A 22,334-nucleotide genomic window follows, 5' to 3' on the forward strand; every position below is an offset into this window, starting at 1 on the left:
GTGCAGATCCTCGTCGTCAATCCAAACACCACCGCCAGCATGACCGATACTATCGCGGTCGCCGCCCGATCGGTCGCTGCTCAATCGACGAAGATCGTTGCCGTCACCTCGTCGATGGGACCTGTATCGATCGAAGGCTATTACGATGAAGCACTTGCCGTGCCCGGCCTGCTGGTCGAGATCGCCGCCGGCGAACGCTCGGGCGCGCAAGCCGCGATCATTGCCTGTTTCGACGACACCGGCCTCGATGCCGCGCGCGCCATGGCCAACATTCCGGTCATCGGCATTTGCGAGGCATCGCTCAGCACGGCCTCGTTCATCGCCCAGCGCTTCACCGTCGTCACCACCACCGGACGTTCGCGCGTGCCGGTCGAAGGGTTGGTGCAGCGCTATGGCATGGCAGGGCGCGCGCGTGTGCGCGCCGCCGACATCCCGGTTCTTGCCCTCGAAGATCCGGCGTCCGACGCACTGCTCAGGCTGCGCAACGAGATTGCGCGCGCCATCGACGAGGATCGCGCCGAGGCGATCGTGCTCGGCTGTGCCGGCATGGCCGATCTGGCGGCGGCGCTGCAGCGGGAATTCGGGCTTCCGGTCATCGACGGCGTGGGCGCTGCCGTGAAACAGGCCGAGGCCTTGATCGCCCTTGGCCTGACGACATCCAAGCGCGGCGCCTATGCAAGCCCGTTGGCAAAGTCCTATCATGGCGCGTTGAAATCCTTCGCGCCTGGCGCCGCCGAGTGATCGCAATGCCCCGAACGATCCGAACGCTCGCACGTGAAGAAGTGCAAACCCTTGTCGATTGGGCGGCGGCGGAAGGCTGGAATCCCGGCCTTAACGATGCCGCGCTGTTTCAGGCAGCCGACCCGCAGGGCTTCATCGGTGCCTTTATCGATGCGAGATGGCGGCCGGCATTTCGGCCGTTGCCTATGGCGACGGTTTCGGCTTCATCGGCCTCTACATCTGCCGGCCGGACAAGCGTGGCCAAGGCCATGGCAAGGTCGTTTGGGATGCCGGCATAGCGCGGCTCGGCAAGCGCACGATCGGCCTCGACGGTGTCGTCGAACAGCAGGCCAACTACCGCAGCATGGGTTTTGCACCGGCCTACCGGACGATCCGGTTCATGGGGTCACCGAATGTCCCGGCAGCCGTCGGCAACGACATTCGCGCCATAGGGCCGGAACTCGTGCCGGACATACTGGACTATGACCGCCGCTTCTTTCCCGGTCCGAGGCGATCCTTCCTGGAACACTGGCTGCGCCCGCCGCATATGGCGCTTGCGATCCTCAAGCACGGCGCCATTGCGGGATACGGCGTCGCGCGCCAATGCCGGGACGGCTGCAAGATCGGCCCGCTCTTTGCCGACAGCCTGGACGCGGCAAGCCATCTCTTCGCCGCGCTCGCGCACATGTCCGGTCCCGGAAACGTCCATCTCGACGTTCCCGAAACCAGCCGGCAATTTGCAGACTTGCTGTCGTCCGCAGGCCTTCAGCCGGGCTTCGAGACGGCTCGGATGTACAAGGGAAAGGCGCCGCAGCTCGTGCAGTCCGGAGTTTTTGCGATAACGACGTTGGAGTTGGGGTGAGGCGGTACAAGCCGACTTCCAGTGCAAAGTCGGGCAACAGGACTACGCGGTCTATTTCTCCTGAACTGAAATGCCGGAATCGTCGATGCGAAGTTCCACGCCTTTCGGCCTAGTCTCCTCGCGATAAACGTAAATCCCCAACGCAATAACGGCGACGGCCAAAGCGCCGATGATGAGATAAAGATAGTTCTGCTTCATCCGCTGTCGTTAACAACATGATGTGGGCGAGTCTAGCAGTTCGGGTATCAGGACGGCGGCCGGAGACGCACGTCGATCAGCCATCCAGCCGGTCGCGCAGCATGCTCCAGGGGAGCACCATGTTTGGTGCATGCCGCATCAGGCTATGGAACGGGATCGGCGACGGCGGCGCAAACGGCAGCGGCAAATCCTGAGGTTTTGTTCCATCAGCCCAATCCGCAAGCACCTTGCCCATCGCAGTGGTCATGGCGATGCCGCGTCCGTTGCACGCCAAGCCGGCGATCAGCCCGGGGCCGAGATCGACGAGGTGCGGCAGGAAGTCGGGCTCGACGGCAGCCATCCCGGACCAGCTATATTCAAGCGGCGGGATTTCCGGAAGATCGAGATGCTTGGCCAGTCGCCGCCAGATCGCCCGCGGCACGCGGGCGTCGGCGCCGGGACCAAAAATATGCATGCCGCCGGTTATCAGCCTGTTTTCGCTGTCGAAGCGGAAGGTGAAGAGATTGCGTCTTGTGTCGCCGACGCCTTGCCCGCCAGGAAGCAGGCGAGTGCGTATTTCGCGCGGCAGCGGCGCTGTCGCGATCTGGAAGATTTTCAGCGGGAAATAGGTTCGCTGCAACGCGCGATCCAGCGCTCCGCCATAGGCGTTGGTGGCGACCAGCACCTTTCCTGCGCGTACCGAACCGGAGGCCGTCTTCAAAGCCCAACCATCGCCTATGTGATCGATCGACGCGACACGCGTATGCTCGAAGATGCGCGCTCCGGCCTTTTCCGCCGCGTCGGCCAATCCGCGCGCATATTCGACCGGATTGAGGACGCCACCCGATCTGTCGATCCAGCCGCCGAGATAACCGCGAACGCCGGTCAGCTCTTCGACCGCCTGTCTATCCAGCGCAACAGCCGGCCTTGCGCGTGGTGCCCATTGTTCGGCGCGCGATCTGGTCTTTTGCAAAGCGGCCGGTGAATGGGCTGGTTGTATCCAGCCGCTCTGGACGGCATCGCATTCGATGGCATGCCGCCTGATCAGGTCGAAGACGAGGTCGGCGCTGCCGGCGGCGAAATCGACAAGGCGTTCGCCGCGTTCGGGCCCGAGCTGGGCAATGATATCGTCGGGGTCTCTTTTCGCGAAATTCGGCACGACGAAGCCGGCATTCCTGCCGGTTGCCCCCCAGGCGATGATTTCCGCCTCGAGGACGGCAACCGAGATGCCTTTCTCGGCACTGTGCAGCGCGGTGGAAAGGCCTGAAAACCCGCCGCCGACAATTGCCAGATCGACATCGAGTGCGCCTTCGAGGGTGGGCCGGTCGCGGCGACTGCGGCTGACGGCATGCCAAAGGGAAACGCCGTGCGGCCGGGTCACAGCGTTCATGAGCCGCTCTCGCTCGAGGCCACGCGTGCACGCTTGCCGAACCTTGGACGCCGCGGCCTGTCGCCAAACAGGCCGTTCGGCCTGACCAGAAGGATGACGCACAGCATCACGCCGATGGCGACGATCTGCAGCGAAGCGGCGCGGGCCTGTTGTTCGGGCGAGAACAACATACTGGTCAAGGCTCCCGATCCGGCCCATATCGCCCAGACCAGGATGCTGCCGATGACGGCGCCGATGTTGCTGCCCGAGCCACCGACGATCAGCATCACCCAGACCTGGAAAGTCAGCGCCGGCAAATAATTGTCCGGCGCGATGAAGCCGGTGAAATGCGCCTGCAGCGCACCGGCAAGCGCCATGATGGCGCCACCGACGGCAAAGGCCTGGACGCGGTAGAACCGTGCGCTTTTGCCTAGGGATATCGCGGCCCGCTCATCCTCGCGAAGCGCCTTCAACACGCGCCCCCACGGGCTGCGCGACAGATGCTCCAGCGCGAGATAGACGATCAGCGTCACCACCGAGACGATCGCAAGGTTCGAAAGGTTGAACAGCAACGGCGTTTCGGCAAGACCGCCGAACGGACGCGGAATGAAGCCGATGCCGAACGGCCCGCCGGTCAGCTTCTGGGCATTGAGCGCTACCAGTTGCACGACGACGGCGACGCCGAAAGTAGTGATCGCCAGATAGTCCGATCTCAGACGTAGCGTGGCAATGCCGGTGATGGCGGCGGCGACGCCGCCCAACAGCATGGCGCCAAGCCAGCCGATAAGGATCGGCAGGTCGAAGCCGCCCAGGCGCGCGGCATCGTCGGGCGTGGTCAGCAGCGCCGAGGTGTAGGCGCCGATGGCAACGAAGCCGGCGACCCCGACATTGAAAAGCCCGGTCAGCCCCCATTGCAGATTGAGCCCGAGCGTGATGAGCGAAAAAATCAGCGCGGTGGTCAGGAAGAAGGCGCCGTAGCCGAGCAGATCCATCAGCGTTCCCTCACTCCGAAAAGGCCGATGGGCCGCACGAACAGCACCGCCATCAGGATGATGAACGAGACGGCTGCCCGCCATTCGGCGCCGATCAGCTGCACCGCGCCGGCTTCGGCCATGCCGATGATCAGGCCGCCGAGAACGGCGCCGGGCACGCTGCCGATGCCGCCGAGGATGGCGGCCGCGAACATCGGCAGCAGCATCTCGAAACCCATGAACGGGCGGATCTGGATGAGAATGCCGATCATGACGCCGGCGACGCAGGCCAGCGCGCCACCGATGATCCAGGTGACGCGCACCACCCTGGCGACGTCGATGCCGACGATGCGGGCAAGTGCCGCGTTCTGGCTCAATGCCTGCATCGAGCGGCCGGTCTGGGTCCGCGTCATCAGGAGATGCACGCCGAGCACCAGCACGGCGGTCAGCAACAGCAGCGCGATCTGGTCCGGGGTGATGCGGATGCCGAAACCTATCGGCATGGCGATCTGGATCGCCCGGCTGAAATAGGTCGGACGCGAGGTGAAGATGAATTCGAGCAGGCTTCTCAGCGCCATCGAGGCGCCGAAGCTCGCCATCACCACGATGATCGCCTGACCCTTGGCCCGTAGCCGCGCGAACAGCACGATGTCGAGCGCCAGCGCCAGCAGGCCGGTGGCCGCCATGCCGATGATGAGCGCGACGATCAGCGGCCAACCGAAGGAGAGGGGCGCGATCGGCGCGATCTTGCCGAAAATCGCGCCAATGGCGCCAACCACGGCGAGCGTCGCATAGGCGCCCCAGGCCATGAAGTCGCCATGGGCGAAGTTCGAGAAGCGCAGGATCGAATAGGTGAGTGTCACGCCGATGGCGCCGAGGCCGATCATCGACCCTGCCAGCAGTCCGTCGACGACGAATTGCAGGTTCATGCCGCGCTTCCTTGTCCAAGGTCGAGGCGGCGCTGGCCAAGATAGAGTTCAGCGACGACCGGGTCGTTCCAGAGCTCGGAGGCGACGCCCTGGTGCCGCTCCTTGCCCTCGACCAGCACATAGGCGCGGTCTCCAATGGCAAGCGCTGCCTTGGCGTTCTGTTCGACCAGCAGAATGGTGACGCCGGACTTTCGGATGCCGGCCAGCATCTCGAGCACCATCGCCACGAATTTCGGCGACAGGCCGGCCGACGGCTCGTCGAGCACCAGCACCTTGGGATGGACGATCAACGCCCGGGCGACGGCCAGCATCTGCCGCTGTCCACCCGACAGATTGCCCGCGGCCGTTCTGCGCTGACGGGCGAGATCGGGAAAGGCCGCATACATTTCCTCGATGCGGGCTGGGACCTCGCGCGGCCTCAGGATGCCGCAGGCGACCCTGAGATTGTCCTCGACCGACATCAGCGGGAAGATGTTCTCTGTCTGTGGCACGAAGGCAAGGCCAAGGCGGACCATGATGTGAGCGGGCGACGCCGTGATATTCTTGCCGTCCAGCAGCACCGTGCCGCCGGTGATCGGGACAAGGCCGGCGATGGCCTTGATAAGGCTCGACTTGCCGGCGCCGTTGGGACCGAGAACGACGACGATCTCGCCCTGGTCGACGGTGATCGAAGCGCCGCGCACGATCGGAACGCCAGGCTCGTAGCCGGCTTCGAGATCGCGGACATCGAGTACCTTTTGGCTCATGCCGTGCCTCCGAGGTAGGCCTCGATGACGCGCGGGTCGCGCGCCACCTCCTCCGGGGTGCCTTCGCACAGAAGCTGCCCGCTCGCCATGACCAGCACGCGGTGGCAAAGCCGCGTCACCATGTCGATATTGTGCTCGATCAGCAGGAAGGTGATGCCGCGCGCATTGATGTCGCGGATGCGGTCGATAATGACCTCGAGCAGGGTTGCGTTGACCCCGGCCGCCGGCTCGTCGAGCAGGATGATCGCCGGGTCGGCCATCATCACGCGGGCCAACTCGAGCAGCTTGCGCTGGCCGCCTGAAAGCACGCGCGCAGGTTCGTGCGCGAGGTGAGCGATCGTGACGAGCTCGAGCAGTTCGACGGCTCTTGTCTCGGCAGCCCTTTCTTCGGCAGCGACCCGCCGGGGCGTCAGGAAATTGGCGAGCAGTTTTTCTCCGGCCTGCCCTTGCGCGGCCAGCATGACGTTTTCGATCAGCGTCAGGTTAGGCAAGGGCCGGGGGATCTGGAACGTGCGGCCAAGGCCGCGGCCAATGCGGCGATGGGCAGCTTCCCCCGACACCGATACGCCGTTGAGGAGGATTTCGCCGCTGGTCGGCAGAATGCTGCCGGCGAGCAGGTCGAACATCGTGGTCTTGCCGGCGCCGTTCGGGCCGATAAGGCCAAGTATTTCGCTCGGCCGGACGTCGAACGAGACATTGTTGACCGCGACCAGGCCGCCGAAGCGTCTGAGGACGTTCCTGGCCGTGAGGACCGGCGTACGGATCTCCTCCTGCCGTTCCGTCGTGTCGCTCATCAATTCCTCTGGCCGAAAAGCGACCTTCATCGCCTATGATTTGATTTGTGATCACGCTTGCTTTGATCACGCTATTCGGCTTTAATTTCTTCCGCAAGCCGAAAACGGCCAAGACCGGGATTGCCTATGCAGAAGGCCGCCATCGAAAAGAACAATGAGATGATCGCAGCCCAGCTTACGCCGGTCGGCCGCGAGACCGTGCAGGATCGCGTCTATTCGGAGCTGCGCCGCGCCTTGATCGGCGGCCTTTTCGAGCCGAGCCAGGTTCTGACCATCCGCGGCCTCGCCGACGCGCTGGTCACCAGCACCATGCCGGTGCGCGAGGCGCTCGGACGGTTGATCACCGAGAAGGCACTGGAAGCGCTTCCCAACCGTTCGGTGCGCGTGCCGCCGATCACGCTGGAGCGCATCGACGACCTCTTGCGCGCCCGTTCTCTGATCGAGGGCGAAGCGATCGCGCTGGCTGCCACGCGCATGAACCCGCGCCAGATCGCTTCGGTCGAAGCCATGCTCGGCGAGTGGGACGAGATGCGGGCGCTGAAGCACAAGAAGGATATCGACCGCGAGGCCACGCTCAACCAGAGCTTCCATTTCGAGATCTACCGTTGCTGCGGTTCCGCCGTGCTGATCCCGATGATCGAGAGCCTGTGGTTGCAATCCGGGCCTTGCATCCGCGTTGCCATTTACGCCTTCTCCGACGCCGGCGAGGTCGATACGGCCCACTACCACCGCAGCATCGTCGCAGCGCTTTCCAGGCAGGATGCGCAAGCGGCGCGCGAGGCGCTGGTGGCCGACATCAGCCGGCCCTTCGCCTTTCTGCGCGACAAGCTCCAATCCACAAGCAAGGAAGGATTGAGGGCATGACGGTGCCTGGCATCAACATCACCGAGCCACACTCGATGCTTTCCGTGACCGCGCTGCTGTTGCCTGAAAAGGCGCCCGACAACGCTGCCTTCCTGCTGGCGTATCTCGAGCAGCCGCGCGTCGTTGCCGGCATCCATGCTATGTGGACGGGGCCGGAAATCTCCTGCCCGGTTCCATCAGCCGAACTTGAGGGCCAAACCTATGCCAGGCCCTTGCCGGCGGAGAACGCAACGCTGACGCCGCAGCCGGGCGACATCGTGTTGTCCTACGTGCCGCCGCGCATGTGGGGCGGCAACCCGAATGCCATCTTTGACGTCGGCCTGTTCTACGGAGCGGGTGCACGCCTGCTGTTCCCGATCGGCTGGCTTGCCGGAAGCGTCGTCGCGCAGGTGGTGCCTGAGGATCGCGATAAATTCGCAGCCGCTTGTGGCGTGATCCGCCGCAACGGTGCCTGCGACATCACCTTCACCCGGGTGGAGATCTGAATGGCTGAGACCGACGACAGTTTCGAACTCTTCGACCTTCGCGTCGAGGCGGTTATCCCCGAGGGCAAGCCGATCTATTGCGGCGCCAAGCCCGGCGACTATTTCGAGTTGAAGGGCGAGATGCTGTCGATGCCGGCGGGGCAAGGTTTCTCGATCTATTCCATTGCGGCAGTGTTGCCGCTTCTGGCCGCAAAGCAGCGCCCGACCCACAGGAACGACTGGATGACGTCGGACGCCGAGATCGCTTGTCCGGATCCCAATTGTGCCAGCCGGCTCCGGATCGTCAGGACCGGCAAGCGGCGGTTCAGCCATGCCGAAACGACGACGGTGCCGCTGCCGAAGGAGAATGACCGGAGATGACCGCCAAGGCTTTCGAGCTCAGCCCCGGCTATACGATCTCGCGCGTTATTCGCGGCGGCTGGCAGCTTGCCGGCGGGCACGGCGCGATCGACCGCCAACAGGCGGTAACTGACCTGATCGCCACCTTCGACGCCGGCATCAGGACCTATGATTGCGCCGATATCTATGCCGGTGTCGAAGAGCTGATCGGCGCGGCGCGCCTGCGCCTTGCCAATGAGCGTGGCCTCGACGCTGCCACCAAAATGAAGGTGCACACCAAGCTGGTGCCTGACCTGGAAAGGCTTTCCAATATCAGCCGCGACTACATCAGAGGCATCGTCGAGCAGTCGCTGCGGCGGCTGAAGACCGAGCGGCTCGATCTCGTGCAGTTCCACTGGTGGGACTGTGCGCTGCCCGGCTACGTCGAAGCGATGGGCTGGCTCAACGAAATCCGCAGGGAAGGCAAGGTGCGCAACATCGGCACCACGAACTTCGACACGCCGCGGTTGGCCGAGATCCTGGCCGCCGGTGTGCCGCTGGTCAGCCAGCAATTGCAATACTCGGTGCTCGACCAGCGGCCAGCCAACAGCCTTGCAGCGCTCGCCAGCCGGCACGGCGTCAGTTTCCTCTGCTACGGTTCGGTGGCGGGCGGCTTCCTCAGCGAAAAATGGCTTGGCGCTGCCGAGCCGCAGACGCCGCTCGAAAACCGATCGCTGGTCAAATACAAGCTGATCATTGACGACTTTGGTGGCTGGGAGCTTTTCCAGGAGTTGCTTCGCATACTGAAGGCCGTCGCCGACCGCCACGGCGTCGATATCGCCACCATCGCCAGCGCCTGGGTGCTGGAGCAGCCGCAAGTGGCGGCCGTCATCGTCGGCGCCCGCAACCAGGCGTACGCCCTTGCCAATGCCAGAATCATGGACGTCGCGCTCGATGCCGACGACCGGGCGAGGATCGCTGCCGTGATCGCGCAAAGCCGTGGGCCGCTGGGCGACGTCTACACATTGGAACGCGACCGTCACGGCCGCCACGGCTCGATCATGCATTACAATTTGAATGCAGGCAGGAAATGAACGCGGCCACGGACGAAAAACCTTCCTTGCTTTCCCGCGCCAGCGCCGAGGTGGTCGATCTCCACCGCTTCTTCGTCGACTGGTTCAATGCGGCGAGTGCGGACAATGCAGATTTCAACCGGTTCGAAAGCGTCATGGGCGAAGGCTTCCAGATGGTTGCGCCGGACGGTCAGGTCCTCGATCGTGACGCGGTGCTTGACCATGTCAGGGCAAGCCGCGCCACCTCGGATGGCGATTTCAGTATCTCGATCGAGGATATCCGGGCCGGCTGGCAGGCAGGCGACACGATCGTCGTCTGCTACATCGAAACGCAGCAGCGGGCGGGCAAACATAGCCGCCGCCGCTCGAGTGCCGTTTTCACCACCAGTTCATCGGCGCCCAACGGCGTCGAATGGCGACATCTGCATGAAACCTGGCTGCAGATGCCGGAAGGCTGAACAGGCTCAAGACATCAATGAGAGTCGTGTAACAAAAGGGGAACAACAATGAAAAAGACCATACTTCAGATCACCACCGCGCTCGCACTGCTGACAGCGGCCGGCGCAGCGCAAGCCGCCGATTGCAAGATCACCGTCGGCCTCGTCATGGAACTGACAGGCCCGGCCGGCGAGTACGGCCAGGCCGGCGCCAAATCGGTCGAGATGGCCTTCCGCGACATCAACGATGCGGGCGGCGTCCGCGGCTGCGATCTCGCGACCGACACGCGCGACAGCCAGAGCCAGGGCAACATTGCGGTCGACGCCGCGACGCAGCTCGTGCAGGTCAAGAAGGTGCCGGTGATCATCGGCGGCATCATCTCCTCGGTGTCGATCCCGATCCTGACCTCGGTCACCGCTCCGGCCAAGATAGTCCAGGTGTCGCCTGCTTCCTCGTCGCCGACGCTGACGGCGCTCGGGCGCGACGGCAAGACCAACGGCATCTTCTTCCGCACCATCACATCTGATGCGCTGCAGGGCGTCGCTGCCGCCAAATATGCCATCGACAAAGGCTTCAAGAAGCTGTCGGTCATCCACGTCAACAACGATTTCGGCGTCAACATGGTGGCGGAATTTTCGCGCGCCTATAAGGCACTCGGCGGCACCATCGTCTCCGACACGCCCTACAATGAAAAGCAGTCGAGCTATGCCTCGGAGGTAACCGCGGCCATGGCCGGCGAACCGGACGGGCTTTACCTCGTCAGCACGCCTGTCGACGGCGCAACCATCGCCCGTACCTGGATTTCTCAGGGCGGTGTCCAGAAATTCCTGCTCAATGACGGCATGAACAGCCCGGACTTCATCGAATCCGTTGGCGCGGATTACCTGAAGGATGCGTACGGCACTTCCTCCGGCACCAGCCCGACCGCATCGACCGAGTATTTCACCAAGAACTACAAGGAATTTTCGGGCATCGAACCGTCGAACCCGGCGGCCGACCGGTCGTATGATGCCGGCGCCATCGTCGGCTTGGCCATCGCCATTGCCGGCTCCGAGGATCCGGCCAAGATCAAGGAGGCTATGTACAAGGCGGTCGACCCGGCCGGCACGCCGATCTATGCCGGCAAGGACGAGTTCGCCAAGGCCCTCGGCCTGATCAAGGATGGCAAGCCGATCCGTTACGAAGGCGTCATCGGCCCGGTTGCCTTCGACAAATACGGCGACATCACCGGCCCGTTCCGCCTCTGGAAGATCGTCGATGGCAAGGTGACGACCGACGGCGAAATGACCACGGATGACGTCAACGCCCTGCAGGCGAAGCTTCAGTAAGCCGCCTATGTCTTGTTCGGCATCGATCCCATTCCATTGAGGTTGATGCCGGACACTTGCATGTCCTGTTGCTGGTTAGGCCGGCCTGGAAACGACCACCGCACCAGCCGCCGGCATGATCCAAGGGCAGGCATAGTAATCGGCGATGCGATTTATGGTCCCGCCGGCGGCTTCGATCCGAACTGGATGGGCCGGCTTCCAACCGTTTTCGCCATGGTGGAGCACGAGCAGCACCGCCTGGCCATCGATCTCGCCAACCGCCATTTTCCAGGTCGTCGAGGCTCTTTCATATTCAACGAAGTAAGGTGATTCCGACAGCCTGCCCTTGAAGCAATCCGCGACACGCAATTGTGCGTCGGCGCTGGTCAACGCCCGTACCCCATCCCAGTCGCGGCGGTTGAACAGTTCGACATAGCGGCTGAGCAATTCCAGGAGTTCCGGATCGCGTTGGGGCTCCGAACGGACGATTGGCTCGCCTGACAAGGCGGCCAATTTCGAACGGCCACGGCTCAACGCAGCCTTGACGCCGCCCACAGTCGAGCCGACGAGGTCGGCGATCTCTTCCAGCGAATAGTCGAAGACGTCCTTGAGCAGGACGCAGGCGCGTTCTTTGGGCGGCAGGTGGATCACCAGCCGTTCGATCGCGCGATCCGCGCCCTGGCCCGCCGGCTCGACCGGCAGGATGATCTCGTCTTCGGCGAAATTGGCCTCCGCATGCTGACGCACCTGCCGGCTTCGCAGAAAATCGATGCAGCGATTATGTGCAATGCGAAACAGCCAGGGGCCAAGAGCACTCGCATCGTCCAGCTTCTCGATCTTCCGATAGGCCTCGAACAGCGCCTCTTGCATCACGTCTTCGGCGTCGAGCGTTGAACCGGTCATGCGTGCACAGTAGCGGTGCAGCCGTCCACGCAAATGCGCGACTGTCTCCAGAAAACCGGCGTAGCGGACGTCGAAAAGCCCGGTCGGGTCAAGTCTTGGCTGCATCTTCATGGCATACGGATCATAGCGGGACATAGGTCAACGTAATGACGCCGTTCTTGAAACGGTGGGTATCTATAAGCTCCAGTCTGACCAGGGACGGGTCGACATCCTGGAAAGCGCGTTTGCCATGGCCGACGCGGGTCGGCACGATCGAGAGCTGATACTCGTCGACAAGCCTGTTGGCGAGCAGCGTCTGGTCGAGATTGCTCACTCCGTACTTCAAAATGTTGCCGCCGGCCTGCTGCTTGATCCTGGCAATTTCGGCAGCGATGTCGCCTTCGATCAGCGACGCGTTCCAGCTCACTTCCTTGAGGCTGCGCGACGCGACGAGCTTCTTCAGCCCGTTCATGCGATCCATGTACTTGCTGCCTTTGACCTGCGGCCAACGCGCCGAAAACATTTCGTAGGTGACGCGGCCGAGCAGGAAAAAATCCGCCTCGCCGGCCTTTTCATAGGAGTGTTCCTTCATCTCCTCGTCGAAGAACGGTGACGCCCATTCCATTGGTGCTTCGATGACGCCGTCCAGCGAAATGAAGCTGCCCACGATCAATTTTCTCATCGCGTGTCTCCGGTTGCGCAACAGGCATCCCGTCGGATCCAAGAACCGGCGCAAACGAACCGGCCGGACGGATGACCACAGGATGCAGTGCCTAAGACGTTTCCGGTTCGACTTTGGATACGCGTGAGAATCGTTTGAGCTAATAAAGCGGCTTGGCCATATGCCGGGGGGTCGGCCATTCCGTCGTTATCCCCGGCTGCACCGGCCGCTCGAGATAGGTCGACAGGACCACATAGCTTCGCGTCGAGGTGACGCCAGGCGTTTCGTAGAGGCGCGACAGCAGGCCCTCGAGCGCCCGCGTGTCCTCGGTGCGGACCTTGATCAGCATGCATGTGTCGCCGGCCACCGAATGGATCTCCTCGACTTCGGGGTGTTCGGAGATTGCCATCAGCTCCGGCGTCTTTCCCCACCCCTTTGTGTCGATATGGACAAAGGCAAGCAGCGGCTTGTGCACCGCCTTGGGATCGATGATGACCGCGGTGTTGCGGATGGCGCCGCTGCGCCGGAGGCGCTTGACGCGTTCATGGGCTGCCGGCGGTGAAAGGCCGACGCGGTCGCCGAGCTCGGCATAGCTGATCGTGGCGTCGTCGACCAGAACGCCTAATATTTTTCGATCGGTTGCATCGATATCGCGGGCGGCGGGCCTGTTCTGCGGAATGCCATCTGTTTCTTCATTCATATTAAAATTCCCGATTGATGCAGAATTTAATACGGCCATTATTGCCATATGTCGAACACTGATCAAGTCGCCACATTCGCAGCGGCCCCCAAGCCGCCAATCCCGGCACTCGCTTACGTGCTGACGGGGTGCATTGCCGTGATCGGCTCGAACTCGCTGGTGCTCGGTCCGATCGCGCCGGCGGTGGCCGCGTCCTTCGGCACAAGCGTGCCGGCGGTCATGATCGCGTCGGCCGCGTTCGGGCTCGGGACGTCGGCAAGCGCCTTGTTCCTGGCGCGCTATATCGATCGGCTTGGCGCCCGCCGCATGCTGCAAGGGGCGTTGCTGCTGCTGGCGATAGCGCTCGTCGCCAGCGCCGCTGCGCCGACCGTGACGGCGCTGGTCGCGGCCCAGCTTCTCGCCGGCATCGCTGCAGGTGTCGCCATGCCGGCAATCTACGCCAGCTCAGCCGCGATTGCACCGCCCGGCCGCGAAAGCGGCACCATAGGCGTCGTGCTGACCGGCTGGACGCTGAGCATGGTCGCCGGGGTTTCGCTGTCGGCCGTACTTGCCGACCTGGTGCATTGGCGCGCCGTTTTCGCGGCGGTCGCGGTGCTCGCAGCACTCGCATTGGCAAGCCTGGCGCTGACGTCGCTGAGCGATGTCAGGAAGAGCGGCCCGGCGCCGACGCCGCTGGGCGCCTTGAGCGTCCCTGGCATAGTGCCGCTTCTGGTTGCCTGCGCCGCATTCATGACCGCGTTCTACGGTGTCTATGGCTATCTTGGCGATCACCTTCACAATGGCTTGGGACGGCCGGTCAGCGCCAACGGGCTGGCCGCGCTCGCTTATGGCGCCGGATTTGGTGCGGCGGCACTTCTTGACGGCGTTATCGACCGCCTGGGCGCGCGGCGTGTCATGCCATTTGCCTATCTGCTTGTCGCGGTCGTCTATGTCGTGATTGCCGCGGCAAGCAGTAGTTTTCATCTGACCATAGCGGTGATAGCCGTCTGGGGCCTTGCCAATCATTTCGGGCTGAACGTCCTGGTGATGCGCCTGTCGGCGCTCGACCCTGCGCGTCGCGGCACGATCATGGGTTTGAACAGCGCGGTGACCTATCTTGCGGTGTTCGTCGGCACCACGGCGTTCGGACCGCTCTATTCCACGTTCGGTTTTGCAGCATCGGCGGTGATTGCAGCTTTGCTCATGCTAATCGCTGCTGCGGCAGCGGCGTGGCGTTCGCCGAAGCTATAGCGCAGCAAGGCTTGCTTCTCGGTCCCGTCCTTCGATAGATGCTTGGTGGATGGACAATACAACGCTTGAGACAACCGCCGATCCCTTGCCGCACGAGCTGGCTTTTCTCGGAGAGCGGCTTGCGGCGTTCAACGACAGTGATGTCGGCGCCTCCTGCAGGAAGGCATTGGCCGTGTTCGTGCGCGATGAGCACGGCGCTATTGTCGCCGGCATCTCGGGATATACAGCCTGGGGCTGGCTCTATGTGCAATGGCTCTGGGTCGATGAAAAACTGCGCGGTCACCGCATGGCTGGCAGGATGCTCGAAGCGGCCGAGAGGGAGGCGATCGCGCGCGACTGTCACGGCGCCTGGATCGACACGTTCAATCCCAAGGCCGCCAAGGCCTATGAGCGCCAGGGCTATTTGCCCTTCGGCGTGCTTGCCGATTTCCCCATTGGCCGCAGCCGTATCTTCCTGCAGAAGAAATTGTTGGCTTAGTTAGCTGGCAAGGCGTCCGCCGCGCATCGGCTGGGGCACGCCGGTCGTACTGGGGAAGCTGATCGGCAAGCCTCTGAGCACGCGCACTGCCAGGAACGCAAAACACTCCGCCTCCACCGCATCGCCCTTCCAGCCAAGCGCCTCGGCCGGAACCGCTTCGACGCCAGCGCGGCTGGCAAGCATGGCCATGATCGTTGGGTTGTGTCGACCGCCACCGCTGACCACCAGCCGCTTCGGCCGGCGCGGCAGAAGATCGAGCGCCTTGCCGACGGCGGCCGCGGTGAAGGCCGTCAGCAGGGCTGCGCCATCCTCGGCGTTCATTCCGTCCGCCATCGAGGCGCCGAAATCGAAACGGTCCAGCGATTTCGGGTAGGGTTTGGTCAAATACGGATGCTGCAGGAGCTTGGCCAGCCGTGCCTCGTCGACCGTGCCGGCGCGGGCAAGGGCGCCGTCGCGGTCCATTTCGCCGAGCCCCTTCGATTTGATGAAATCGTTCAGCGGTGCGTTGGCGGGCCCGGTGTCGAAGGCAACAACATTGTCCGTGCCGTCCCACCAGGTGATGTTGGCGACGCCGCCGAGATTGAGCACCGCCGTGTCGCCGGTGGCGTCGGCTTCGCGCAGCAGCGCGGCGTGATAGGCGGCCGACAGCGGCGCGCCCTGGCCGCCGGCGCGCATGTCGGCCGAGCGGAAGTCATAGGCGACCCTGGTGCCAAGGATGGCATGCATCAGCTCGCCGTCGCCAAGCTGGCGGGTCTGGCCCAGTCGGCCCACTTGCGGGGCACGGTGCAGCACGGTCTGGCCATGGAAGCCGACGACGCCGATATCGGCCATGGTCAGACCGTGACTTTCGACAAGATCCTTGACCGCGGCGGATTGGGCGCGCGTCAGCGCCTCCTCTGCCTCGTGGAAGATTGCCGGTTCCGGCCCTGTGAAATTCCAGCTCCTTGCCTGGCGCAACGTCTCTTCCAGCAAGGCCCGGATCGACTGCGGGTAGGGGGCCAGCGTGTAGGTGCCGAAATCCACGATCCGTTCGCCGTCGGTCTTGATCAGCGCGACGTCGATATTGCCGTCCAGCACGGTGCCGGTCATCAGGCCGACGGCCCACATTGGTTCGCCATTTTTCGCAATCATGGTTGTCAGGCTCCGTTAACGAGATCGCCGACCGCTTGGCGAAGCGCTGCGATCCCGCTGTTGAAATGACGTGTCGGATGGATCCGGTTGGTGAGCAAGGTCCAGGCTCTGCATTTGTCGAAGTCGACCCACAGCCCGACACCGGTAAAGCCGGTATGCCCGATGGTTTCGGGGCTGCACAGCCGGCCGCCGGACCAGCCTTCGTAGGGTCGCTCCCAGCCATGGGTGCGGGTTGCCGACAAGGGCGTGCGCATCAGCGCGATCGAACGCTGCGACGCGCCGGTCCCGTCCAGCAGCCCTTGCGCAAAGTCGAGGACCGAAGCCGCCGTTCCGAACAGGCCGGCGTGACCGGCACCTTGCAAGGCCGAGCAATTGTCGTCGTGGACTTCGCCGCAGAGCACGCGATGGCGCCATGTGCAGTCTTCGGTCGCCGCCGCTTGATCCGGTTCGGCGGAGAACGCGAAGCCCGGACCGGGATCTATGTCGCGAATGGTCTTGCCAGACAGGCGTTCCAGGACGAAGCCGAGCAGGATGAAGTTGATATCGGAATAGACCGGCTCGCCAGCCTGCCATTCGCGCTGCAGGATGAACGCGCGCAGCAGCTCGGGGTCACGCCCATAGGTGTAGATTGGCGCGACGGGGGGAAACGGTGTCTGATGGCCGAGACACTGGCGAAACGTTACGTTCCGTTCCCAGGCTTTTTCGTCATATTGGCGAAGGTCGGGCAGGACGGAAATCAGCGGCGCGTCGAGGTCGACGACGCCTTCTTCCGCCAGCGCCAGGATACGCGACGTGGTGAAGATGACTTTGGTCAGGGATGCCAGGTCGAACCATGTCCCGACATGCATCGGCCGTATCTTGGGCACGACTTGGGCTGAGCCGATTGCCCGGACGATGCGTTCGCCGTCCCCGTCAACTATGCCGAGCACGCCGCCCGGAATGCGCGATGCGGTCACGGCCGCTTCGAGCGGGGCGAATGCGCGGGAGAAGAGATCATGGTCGATCAACTACGCCTCCGTTTGGAAGGCAGCGATGGGGCTGTCCCTCCGGCCTTTCATATCCTTGGGCGACAATCATCACACTTCCACCCGTGCTCTATGATCCGGCCCGAATTGCTGCCAATTGGCCGGGCCCGGCTCAAACCCCAGCGGACGCACGAGCGAGGGGACCTGGCGCGTGTCCAGCTCGAAACGTTCATGCCGCCGGTCTATAGTAGGAACGGCCGCGATAAGCTGTTTGGTATAGGAGTGCTTCGGCTCCGAGAGCACCGATCTGGCATCGCCGATCTCGACAATCTGGCCGGCATAGATGACCGCGATGCGATGGGCGATCCGCTCGACGACAGCCATGTCATGCGAGATGAACAGATAGGCCAGCCCGAATTCACGCTGCAGCTCGATCAAAAGCTTCAACACCCTGGCCTGCACCGACACATCGAGCGCCGAAACCGCTTCGTCGAGGACGATAACCGAAGGATTGAGCATCAGCGCGCGAGCGATGCACAGGCGTTGCCGCTGGCCGCCGGAGAATTCGTGCGGATAGCGCTGCAGGCTGTTTTCCGGAAGGCCGACGCGTTTCAGCAGCGCTGCCATTTTCGCCCGCGTTTCAGCAGTTATCCGTCCGCCGGTAGCGATCACCGGCTCTGCGAGGAGGTTTTCGACGGTGAGTCTGGGATTGAGCGAGCCATAGGGATTCTGGAACACCATCTGCACGGGAAGGGCGCTCTGCCCGGCGGCGGCCTTGCGCGCGCTGGCCGAGATTGTGCCGCGCGTCGAGCGCACCAGCCCCAGAATCGCGCGGGCGGTGGTGGACTTTCCGGAACCGCTCTCGCCGACGACCGCCAATGTCTCGCCCGGCATTAGCTCGAAATCCACACCGTCCACGGCATGGACGGCACCGCTGGCGCGGCTGAGAAAACCACCCTTGACCGGAAATCGCACCACGAGGCCATCGACCTTCAGCGCCGGCTCGGCAGCTTTTTGCTTTTCGCGTTGCGCGTCCCTGCGTGTCGCACCGCCGCCGGCGAAATGCGGCACCGCATGCAGCAGATGCCGCGTATAGGGATGCTGCGGATCGTCCAATATCTGGTTCAATGCGCCCTGCTCGACAGCTTCTCCGCCTTGCATCACCATCACCTTGTCGGCGATGCCTGCAACCAGACCGATGTCGTGGGTGATGAAGATCATCGACATCCCGGTTTCCTGCTTCAACTCGGCGAGCAGCGCCATGATCTGCGCCTGCACCGTAACATCCAGCGCCGTCGTTGGCTCGTCGGCAATGAGCAGGCGCGGGTTGCACGCAATCGCCATGGCGATCATCACCCGCTGCAGCATGCCGCCCGACAGCTGGTTGGGCGTATATTTCAACCGCCTCGCTGCGTCCGGAATACGGACGCGGTCGAGCGCGTCCTTGGCCGCCGCCGTCGCTCGCCGGCCGGTCAGGCCGCGATGCAGGCGAAATGATTCCTCGATCTGCCAGCCAATGGTCAGCACCGGATTGAGCGAGGTCATCGGCTCCTGGAAGATCATGCCGATTTCGCCCCCGCGGATCTTCGTCAATTGCGGCTCGGCTGCGGCTGTCAGGTCGAAGGTGCTGCCGTCGGCCCGCCTCAGCTTGATCGACCCGCCGGTGATGCGGCCGCCGCCATAATCGACAAGGCGATTGATCGACAGCGCCGTAACCGATTTGCCCGAACCGCTTTCGCCGACGATGGCCAGCGTTTCGCCGTCGGCGAGATCGAAGCTGACGCCGCGCACGACCTCATTGGCTTGCGGGTTGCGACCGAAGCCGACGCGCAATCCGCTGACGGACAGCAGCGAGATCATGCGATCGATCTCCGCATCTTCGGGTCGAGGACATCGCGCAACGCATCGCCGAGCAGGTTGAAACCGAGGATGCCGATCATGATCGCCACGCCCGGGAAGATCATCAGCCAGGGAGCTGTCTCCATCAGATTGCGGCTGTCGCTCAGCATCAGGCCGAGCGACGCGGCGGGCGGCTGCGTGCCGAGCCCGAGGAAGCTTAAGCCGGCTTCGGTCAGCAGTGCCCAGGCCAGCGCCAGCGTCACCTGAACCGTCAGTGGCGCCACCAGATTGAGCAGCAGATGCCGTGTTACGATATAGCCCGCACTGCTGCCGAACGTGCGGGCCGCGTCGACGAACTCGCGCGCCTTGAGCGACAGAGCCGGACCTCGTACGACGCGCGTGAAGATCGGTGTGTAGACGATGGCGATGGCAATGACGCTGGTCGAGGTTCCCGGTCCCGCAACCGCGACGATCAGCAGCGCCAGCAGGATCGCCGGGAACGCCAGCACAACGTCCATGATGCGCATCACTAGGCCGTCCCAGCGGCGCCCGAACCAGGCTGCCGCCAGCCCGAGCACGGTGCCGGCCAGTGTCGCGACGGCGACCGAAAAGAAGGCCACGATGAAGGACTGGCCGATCCCGGTCATCAGCCGGCTTGCGACATCGCGGCCGAATAGGTCCGTGCCCATCCAGTAGGTGCTATCAGGCGCATGCAGCCGTTCGACCCGGTGCTGCGTCAGCGGATTGTGCGGCGTCAGCCCCAGCATGCCAAGCACGGCAAGCAGCAGATAAAGCGCAACGATCGCACCGCCGATGCGGCCGCTGGGATGCGCAAATATAGCCCGCAATGTCGCCATCAGTGCTCGCTTAGCCGGATACGCGGGTCGAGCGCGACATAGGCGAGGTCGACGAGGAGATTGACGATCATGAAGTTGAAGGCGATGAACAGCACGCTTCCCTGCACCAGCGCGTAGTCGCGCTGCAGGATGGCATCCAGCACCATGCGGCCGAGACCGGGCAGCGCATAGATCTGCTCGACGATGACAGCTCCGCCCAGGAGGTAGCCGAACTCTATGCCGCTCAGCGTCACGACCGGGATGAGCGCGTTGGGCAAAGCATGCCGCCAGATGACGCCGCGCGCCGAAACGCCCTTGCTGCGCGCCGTCCTGACATAGTCGTCGCTGAGCACATCGAGCATCGCCGAACGCGATATGCGGGTCACCGAAGCCGCGAAGGCAAATCCAAGCGTGACCGCAGGCAGCAACAGCTGGCCGAGATTGCGCAGCGGATCCTGCCACAGCGGCGAAAACTCGCCCATCGCCGGCAAAACGCCAAACCCCGCCGACAGCGTGTAGATGATCAGCAGGGCAAGGACGAAGTTCGGCGTCGACTGCCCGATCATTGCGACAACGCGCACGCCGAGGTCGGACAGCTTTTCGTTATGGGTGGCGGCAAAGATCCCCGCCGGCATGCCGACAAGCAGGGCGATGACCATCGACAGCAGGGCGAGTTCCAGCGTTAGCGGGAAACGCTCGAGGATGACGTCGAGCACCGGCCTGCCATAGGTGGACGAAATGCCGAGATTACCTTGGAAAAGACCAAGCAGCCAGCGCCAGTACTGGATGAACCAGGGCTGGTCGATGCCGAAATAAGCTGCAAGCGCATCGCGCTGCTGCGGCGTCAGCAGGCCGGCTTCGGTCCCCAGCATTGCCGTGATCGAATCGCCCGGAACCATCCGGATCGCCAGGAACACCACGATGGACACGCCAAGCAGGACGAGAGGGAAGGTCGCCAGTCGCCGCATCAGATAGTTCACGCGAAGAATATCCTCTCGTCCGGCATCGAAGCAGCTACTGGATCGTCACCTTGGCGAGGCTGAACAGCGAACCTGTCGGCACCGGTTCGAATCCTGCGATATTCTTCTGCTGTGCCGTGTAGCTGTAGGACGTGTAGAGCCAGATCCAGGGCGACATCTCAGTGATGTGCTTCTCGAAGTCGGCGAAGATCGCTTTGCGCGCTGCCGGGTCGGTCTCGGTGCGGCCCTTCTGCATAAGACTGTCCAGCGTGTCGTCGATATAGTTCGCCACCTTCTGCAGATTGCCCGTCTTGGTCCAGTAGCGGTTGTACATAGTGTAGGGATCGGCCCTGCCGCCGTTCAGCGCGACTGCCATGTCGAAATCGCCCTTCAGCCAGGCGTCGACATAGACGTTGAGCTCCATCATCTTGATGTCGAGCTTGACGCCGATTTCTGCGAGTTGCGACTGGATGACCTGGGCTTCCGCCGCTGCCGTCGGCGGCTCGCCGGTGGCGCCGATCACGGTCGCCGAAAAGCCGTCGGCATAGCCGGCTTCGGCCATCAACTGCTTGGCCCTCTCAATGTCGCGCTTATAGCAGAACAACTGCTTCGGATCGGTCGCCAGTGCCGGGATGGTCAGCGGGCCGGTGACCTTGCCTTCGCCGAGCGAGGCGGTGTCCAGCACTTCCTGCCGGTCGATGGCGCAGGAAATCGCCTGACGCACCTTGAGTTCGGTCATCGGCTTGCGGGAGGGATTGAGCTGCAGCACGTGATAGGCAAGCACCGGCACGCGGTTCAACTGCAGGCTGGCTTCCTTGGGCACCAGCGTGGCGACAAGCGGATCGTTGAGCAGGGCAAAATCGATCTGCTTGGTGCGCATCGCCGCCAGAATCGCCGTCTCGTCCGGCAGCACGCTGATATCGATGCCGTCGACGCCGGTCGCGCCGCCTGCCCAGTCCTTGTTGGCGACAAGCACTTCCTTGGAATTCGGATCCCATTTTTCGAGCTTGAACGGACCCGAGCCGATCGTTGTCGTGCCGATCGAGCCGGCCGCGATTTCGCTTGCCGGGACGATCGCCGCGTTGACGTCGCTCATCGCCGTCAGGATCGGCACGTCCGGCTGCGAGAGGTGGAACACGACGGTGGCGGGATCGGGCGTGTCGATGCTGGCGATCGAGAGAAAGTTGGCGCGCGCCGCAGCACCCGTCTTCTCGTCGAGTATGCGCTCGAACGATGCCTTGACGTCGGCCGAGGTCACGGCGGCGCCGTTCTGGAATTTTGCTTTCGGATTGAGCCTGAAGCTCAGCTCCTTGCCGTCCGGCGAGAACTGCCATGAATCGGCAATCGCGGGCGTGATTTGCAGCTTTGCGTCGAGCCGCACCAGCGGTTCGTAGATCAGCTCCAGCAGCCGCAGTGAGGAGAATGCGGTCTGCTTGTGCGGATCAAGCCCGGTGGCGTCCTGCGACCACGCCATATGCAGCGTCGCCGCACTCGCCTGCACCGGTAGCGCGGCGATGGCAACCATTGCCGCGAGCGTCATGCCGGTAAGCAGTTTCTTGCCAATGTGCCGTACCATTGTCGTCTCCCATTATTGTTAAAC

Annotated in this window: 24 protein-coding genes and 1 pseudogene; 10 read left to right on the forward strand and 15 right to left on the reverse strand. The window is 63.3% G+C overall.

The features are described from left to right. Together NKI70_RS01065 and NKI70_RS01070 are read left to right on the forward strand one after the other, a co-directional pair. Complete coding sequence (locus NKI70_RS01065) at nt 1-741, forward strand: aspartate/glutamate racemase family protein (RefSeq protein ID WP_023676071.1); 741 nt, start codon at nt 1-3, stop codon at nt 739-741. A gap of 5 nt (nt 742-746) precedes the next feature. After that, nucleotides 747-1,582 (forward strand): annotated as a pseudogene (locus NKI70_RS01070) (GNAT family N-acetyltransferase). 51 nt (nt 1,583-1,633) lie between these two features. On the opposite strand, the gene NKI70_RS01075 reads toward NKI70_RS01070, so the two are convergent. The 6 genes from NKI70_RS01075 to NKI70_RS01100 form a co-directional block, all read right to left on the reverse strand. After that, nucleotides 1,634-1,780, reverse strand: coding sequence for a hypothetical protein (locus NKI70_RS01075; RefSeq protein ID WP_352452379.1), 147 nt, complete (start codon nt 1,778-1,780; stop codon nt 1,634-1,636). A 76-nt stretch (nt 1,781-1,856) separates the two neighbouring features. Then, nucleotides 1,857-3,149, reverse strand: coding sequence for an NAD(P)/FAD-dependent oxidoreductase (locus NKI70_RS01080; RefSeq protein ID WP_352697938.1), 1,293 nt, complete (start codon nt 3,147-3,149; stop codon nt 1,857-1,859). Beyond that, nucleotides 3,146-4,123 carry a branched-chain amino acid ABC transporter permease gene (locus NKI70_RS01085; protein ID WP_352569443.1) on the reverse strand — a complete coding sequence of 326 codons (978 nt, stop codon included), beginning with the start codon at nt 4,121-4,123 and terminating at the stop codon, nt 3,146-3,148. The genes NKI70_RS01080 and NKI70_RS01085 overlap by 4 nt, the downstream gene beginning before the upstream one ends. After that, nucleotides 4,120-5,028, reverse strand: coding sequence for a branched-chain amino acid ABC transporter permease (locus tag NKI70_RS01090; protein ID WP_352569309.1), 909 nt, complete (start codon nt 5,026-5,028; stop codon nt 4,120-4,122). The genes NKI70_RS01085 and NKI70_RS01090 overlap by 4 nt, the downstream gene beginning before the upstream one ends. Further along, nucleotides 5,025-5,774: an ABC transporter ATP-binding protein gene (locus tag NKI70_RS01095; RefSeq protein WP_023676065.1), complete on the reverse strand. Its 750-nt coding sequence runs from the start codon at nt 5,772-5,774 to the stop codon at nt 5,025-5,027. The genes NKI70_RS01090 and NKI70_RS01095 overlap by 4 nt, the downstream gene beginning before the upstream one ends. Then, nucleotides 5,771-6,568 (reverse strand): ABC transporter ATP-binding protein, encoded by a 798-nt coding sequence (locus tag NKI70_RS01100; RefSeq protein ID WP_352569310.1) that lies wholly within the window; start codon nt 6,566-6,568, stop codon nt 5,771-5,773. Before NKI70_RS01100 ends, NKI70_RS01095 begins: the two co-directional genes overlap by 4 nt. Before the next feature lie 126 nt (nt 6,569-6,694). Here NKI70_RS01100 and NKI70_RS01105 point away from each other — a divergent pair, with 126 nt between their 5' ends. Genes NKI70_RS01105 through NKI70_RS01130 form a run of 6 tightly spaced genes read left to right on the forward strand, consistent with a single transcriptional unit; the run spans nt 6,695 to nt 11,074 of the window. Beyond that, entirely contained in the window at nt 6,695-7,432 is a 738-nt protein-coding gene (locus NKI70_RS01105; protein ID WP_352505374.1) for a GntR family transcriptional regulator, read from the forward strand. After that, nucleotides 7,429-7,917 (forward strand): DUF3830 family protein, encoded by a 489-nt coding sequence (locus NKI70_RS01110; protein WP_031211593.1) that lies wholly within the window; start codon nt 7,429-7,431, stop codon nt 7,915-7,917. Before NKI70_RS01105 ends, NKI70_RS01110 begins: the two co-directional genes overlap by 4 nt. Further along, on the forward strand, nt 7,918-8,277 hold the full coding sequence (locus tag NKI70_RS01115) for a TIGR04076 family protein (protein ID WP_352569311.1): 360 nt from the start codon (nt 7,918-7,920) through the stop codon (nt 8,275-8,277). Next, a complete protein-coding gene (locus NKI70_RS01120; RefSeq protein WP_352569312.1) occupies nt 8,274-9,329 on the forward strand; it encodes an aldo/keto reductase in 1,056 nt (351 codons plus the stop codon). The genes NKI70_RS01115 and NKI70_RS01120 overlap by 4 nt, the downstream gene beginning before the upstream one ends. Beyond that, the gene (locus NKI70_RS01125; protein ID WP_352569313.1) at nt 9,326-9,766 is read left to right on the forward strand and encodes a DUF4440 domain-containing protein; all 441 of its coding nucleotides are present in this window, start codon (nt 9,326-9,328) and stop codon (nt 9,764-9,766) included. The genes NKI70_RS01120 and NKI70_RS01125 overlap by 4 nt, the downstream gene beginning before the upstream one ends. Before the next feature lie 48 nt (nt 9,767-9,814). Then, nucleotides 9,815-11,074 carry an ABC transporter substrate-binding protein gene (locus NKI70_RS01130; protein WP_352569314.1) on the forward strand — a complete coding sequence of 420 codons (1,260 nt, stop codon included), beginning with the start codon at nt 9,815-9,817 and terminating at the stop codon, nt 11,072-11,074. Nucleotides 11,075-11,149: 75 nt separating this feature from the next. Here the strand turns inward: NKI70_RS01130 and NKI70_RS01135 are convergent, their stop codons facing one another. The 3 genes from NKI70_RS01135 to NKI70_RS01145 all read right to left on the reverse strand — a co-directional run bounded on the left by NKI70_RS01135 (nt 11,150) and on the right by NKI70_RS01145 (nt 13,296). Then, nucleotides 11,150-12,067, reverse strand: a complete 918-nt coding sequence (locus NKI70_RS01135; RefSeq protein WP_352575528.1) for a sigma-70 family RNA polymerase sigma factor — start codon at nt 12,065-12,067, stop codon at nt 11,150-11,152. 10 nt (nt 12,068-12,077) lie between these two features. Then, the gene (locus NKI70_RS01140; protein WP_023676056.1) at nt 12,078-12,617 is read right to left on the reverse strand and encodes a dihydrofolate reductase family protein; all 540 of its coding nucleotides are present in this window, start codon (nt 12,615-12,617) and stop codon (nt 12,078-12,080) included. A gap of 139 nt (nt 12,618-12,756) precedes the next feature. Continuing rightward, on the reverse strand, nt 12,757-13,296 hold the full coding sequence (locus NKI70_RS01145; protein WP_352455265.1) for an Lrp/AsnC family transcriptional regulator: 540 nt from the start codon (nt 13,294-13,296) through the stop codon (nt 12,757-12,759). Between the two features lie 48 nt (nt 13,297-13,344). Between NKI70_RS01145 and NKI70_RS01150 the strand changes: the two genes are divergently transcribed. Next, nucleotides 13,345-14,526 carry an MFS transporter gene (locus tag NKI70_RS01150; protein ID WP_352724004.1) on the forward strand — a complete coding sequence of 394 codons (1,182 nt, stop codon included), beginning with the start codon at nt 13,345-13,347 and terminating at the stop codon, nt 14,524-14,526. Nucleotides 14,527-14,575: 49 nt separating this feature from the next. Further along, nucleotides 14,576-15,004 carry a GNAT family N-acetyltransferase gene (locus NKI70_RS01155; protein WP_023676053.1) on the forward strand — a complete coding sequence of 143 codons (429 nt, stop codon included), beginning with the start codon at nt 14,576-14,578 and terminating at the stop codon, nt 15,002-15,004. Here NKI70_RS01155 and NKI70_RS01160 read toward each other — a convergent pair whose 3' ends face one another. From NKI70_RS01160 to NKI70_RS01185, 6 genes are all read right to left on the reverse strand, one after another. Further along, entirely contained in the window at nt 15,005-16,135 is a 1,131-nt protein-coding gene (locus NKI70_RS01160) for an anhydro-N-acetylmuramic acid kinase (protein ID WP_352724005.1), read from the reverse strand. A gap of 5 nt (nt 16,136-16,140) precedes the next feature. After that, a complete protein-coding gene (locus NKI70_RS01165) occupies nt 16,141-17,142 on the reverse strand; it encodes a serine hydrolase domain-containing protein (protein WP_352697929.1) in 1,002 nt (333 codons plus the stop codon). A 69-nt stretch (nt 17,143-17,211) separates the two neighbouring features. Further along, complete coding sequence (locus NKI70_RS01170) at nt 17,212-18,960, reverse strand: ABC transporter ATP-binding protein (RefSeq protein WP_352697927.1); 1,749 nt, start codon at nt 18,958-18,960, stop codon at nt 17,212-17,214. Next, nucleotides 18,957-19,796 (reverse strand): ABC transporter permease, encoded by an 840-nt coding sequence (locus NKI70_RS01175; RefSeq protein ID WP_023676049.1) that lies wholly within the window; start codon nt 19,794-19,796, stop codon nt 18,957-18,959. Before NKI70_RS01175 ends, NKI70_RS01170 begins: the two co-directional genes overlap by 4 nt. Continuing rightward, nucleotides 19,796-20,755 carry an ABC transporter permease gene (locus NKI70_RS01180; protein WP_352452397.1) on the reverse strand — a complete coding sequence of 320 codons (960 nt, stop codon included), beginning with the start codon at nt 20,753-20,755 and terminating at the stop codon, nt 19,796-19,798. Before NKI70_RS01180 ends, NKI70_RS01175 begins: the two co-directional genes overlap by 1 nt. Before the next feature lie 34 nt (nt 20,756-20,789). Next, nucleotides 20,790-22,310, reverse strand: coding sequence for an ABC transporter substrate-binding protein (locus NKI70_RS01185; protein ID WP_352697924.1), 1,521 nt, complete (start codon nt 22,308-22,310; stop codon nt 20,790-20,792). Nucleotides 22,311-22,334: the final 24 nt, after the last annotated feature.

This window comes from Mesorhizobium sp. M0500 (genome assembly GCF_040321165.1).
Classification (GTDB): domain Bacteria; phylum Pseudomonadota; class Alphaproteobacteria; order Rhizobiales; family Rhizobiaceae; genus Mesorhizobium.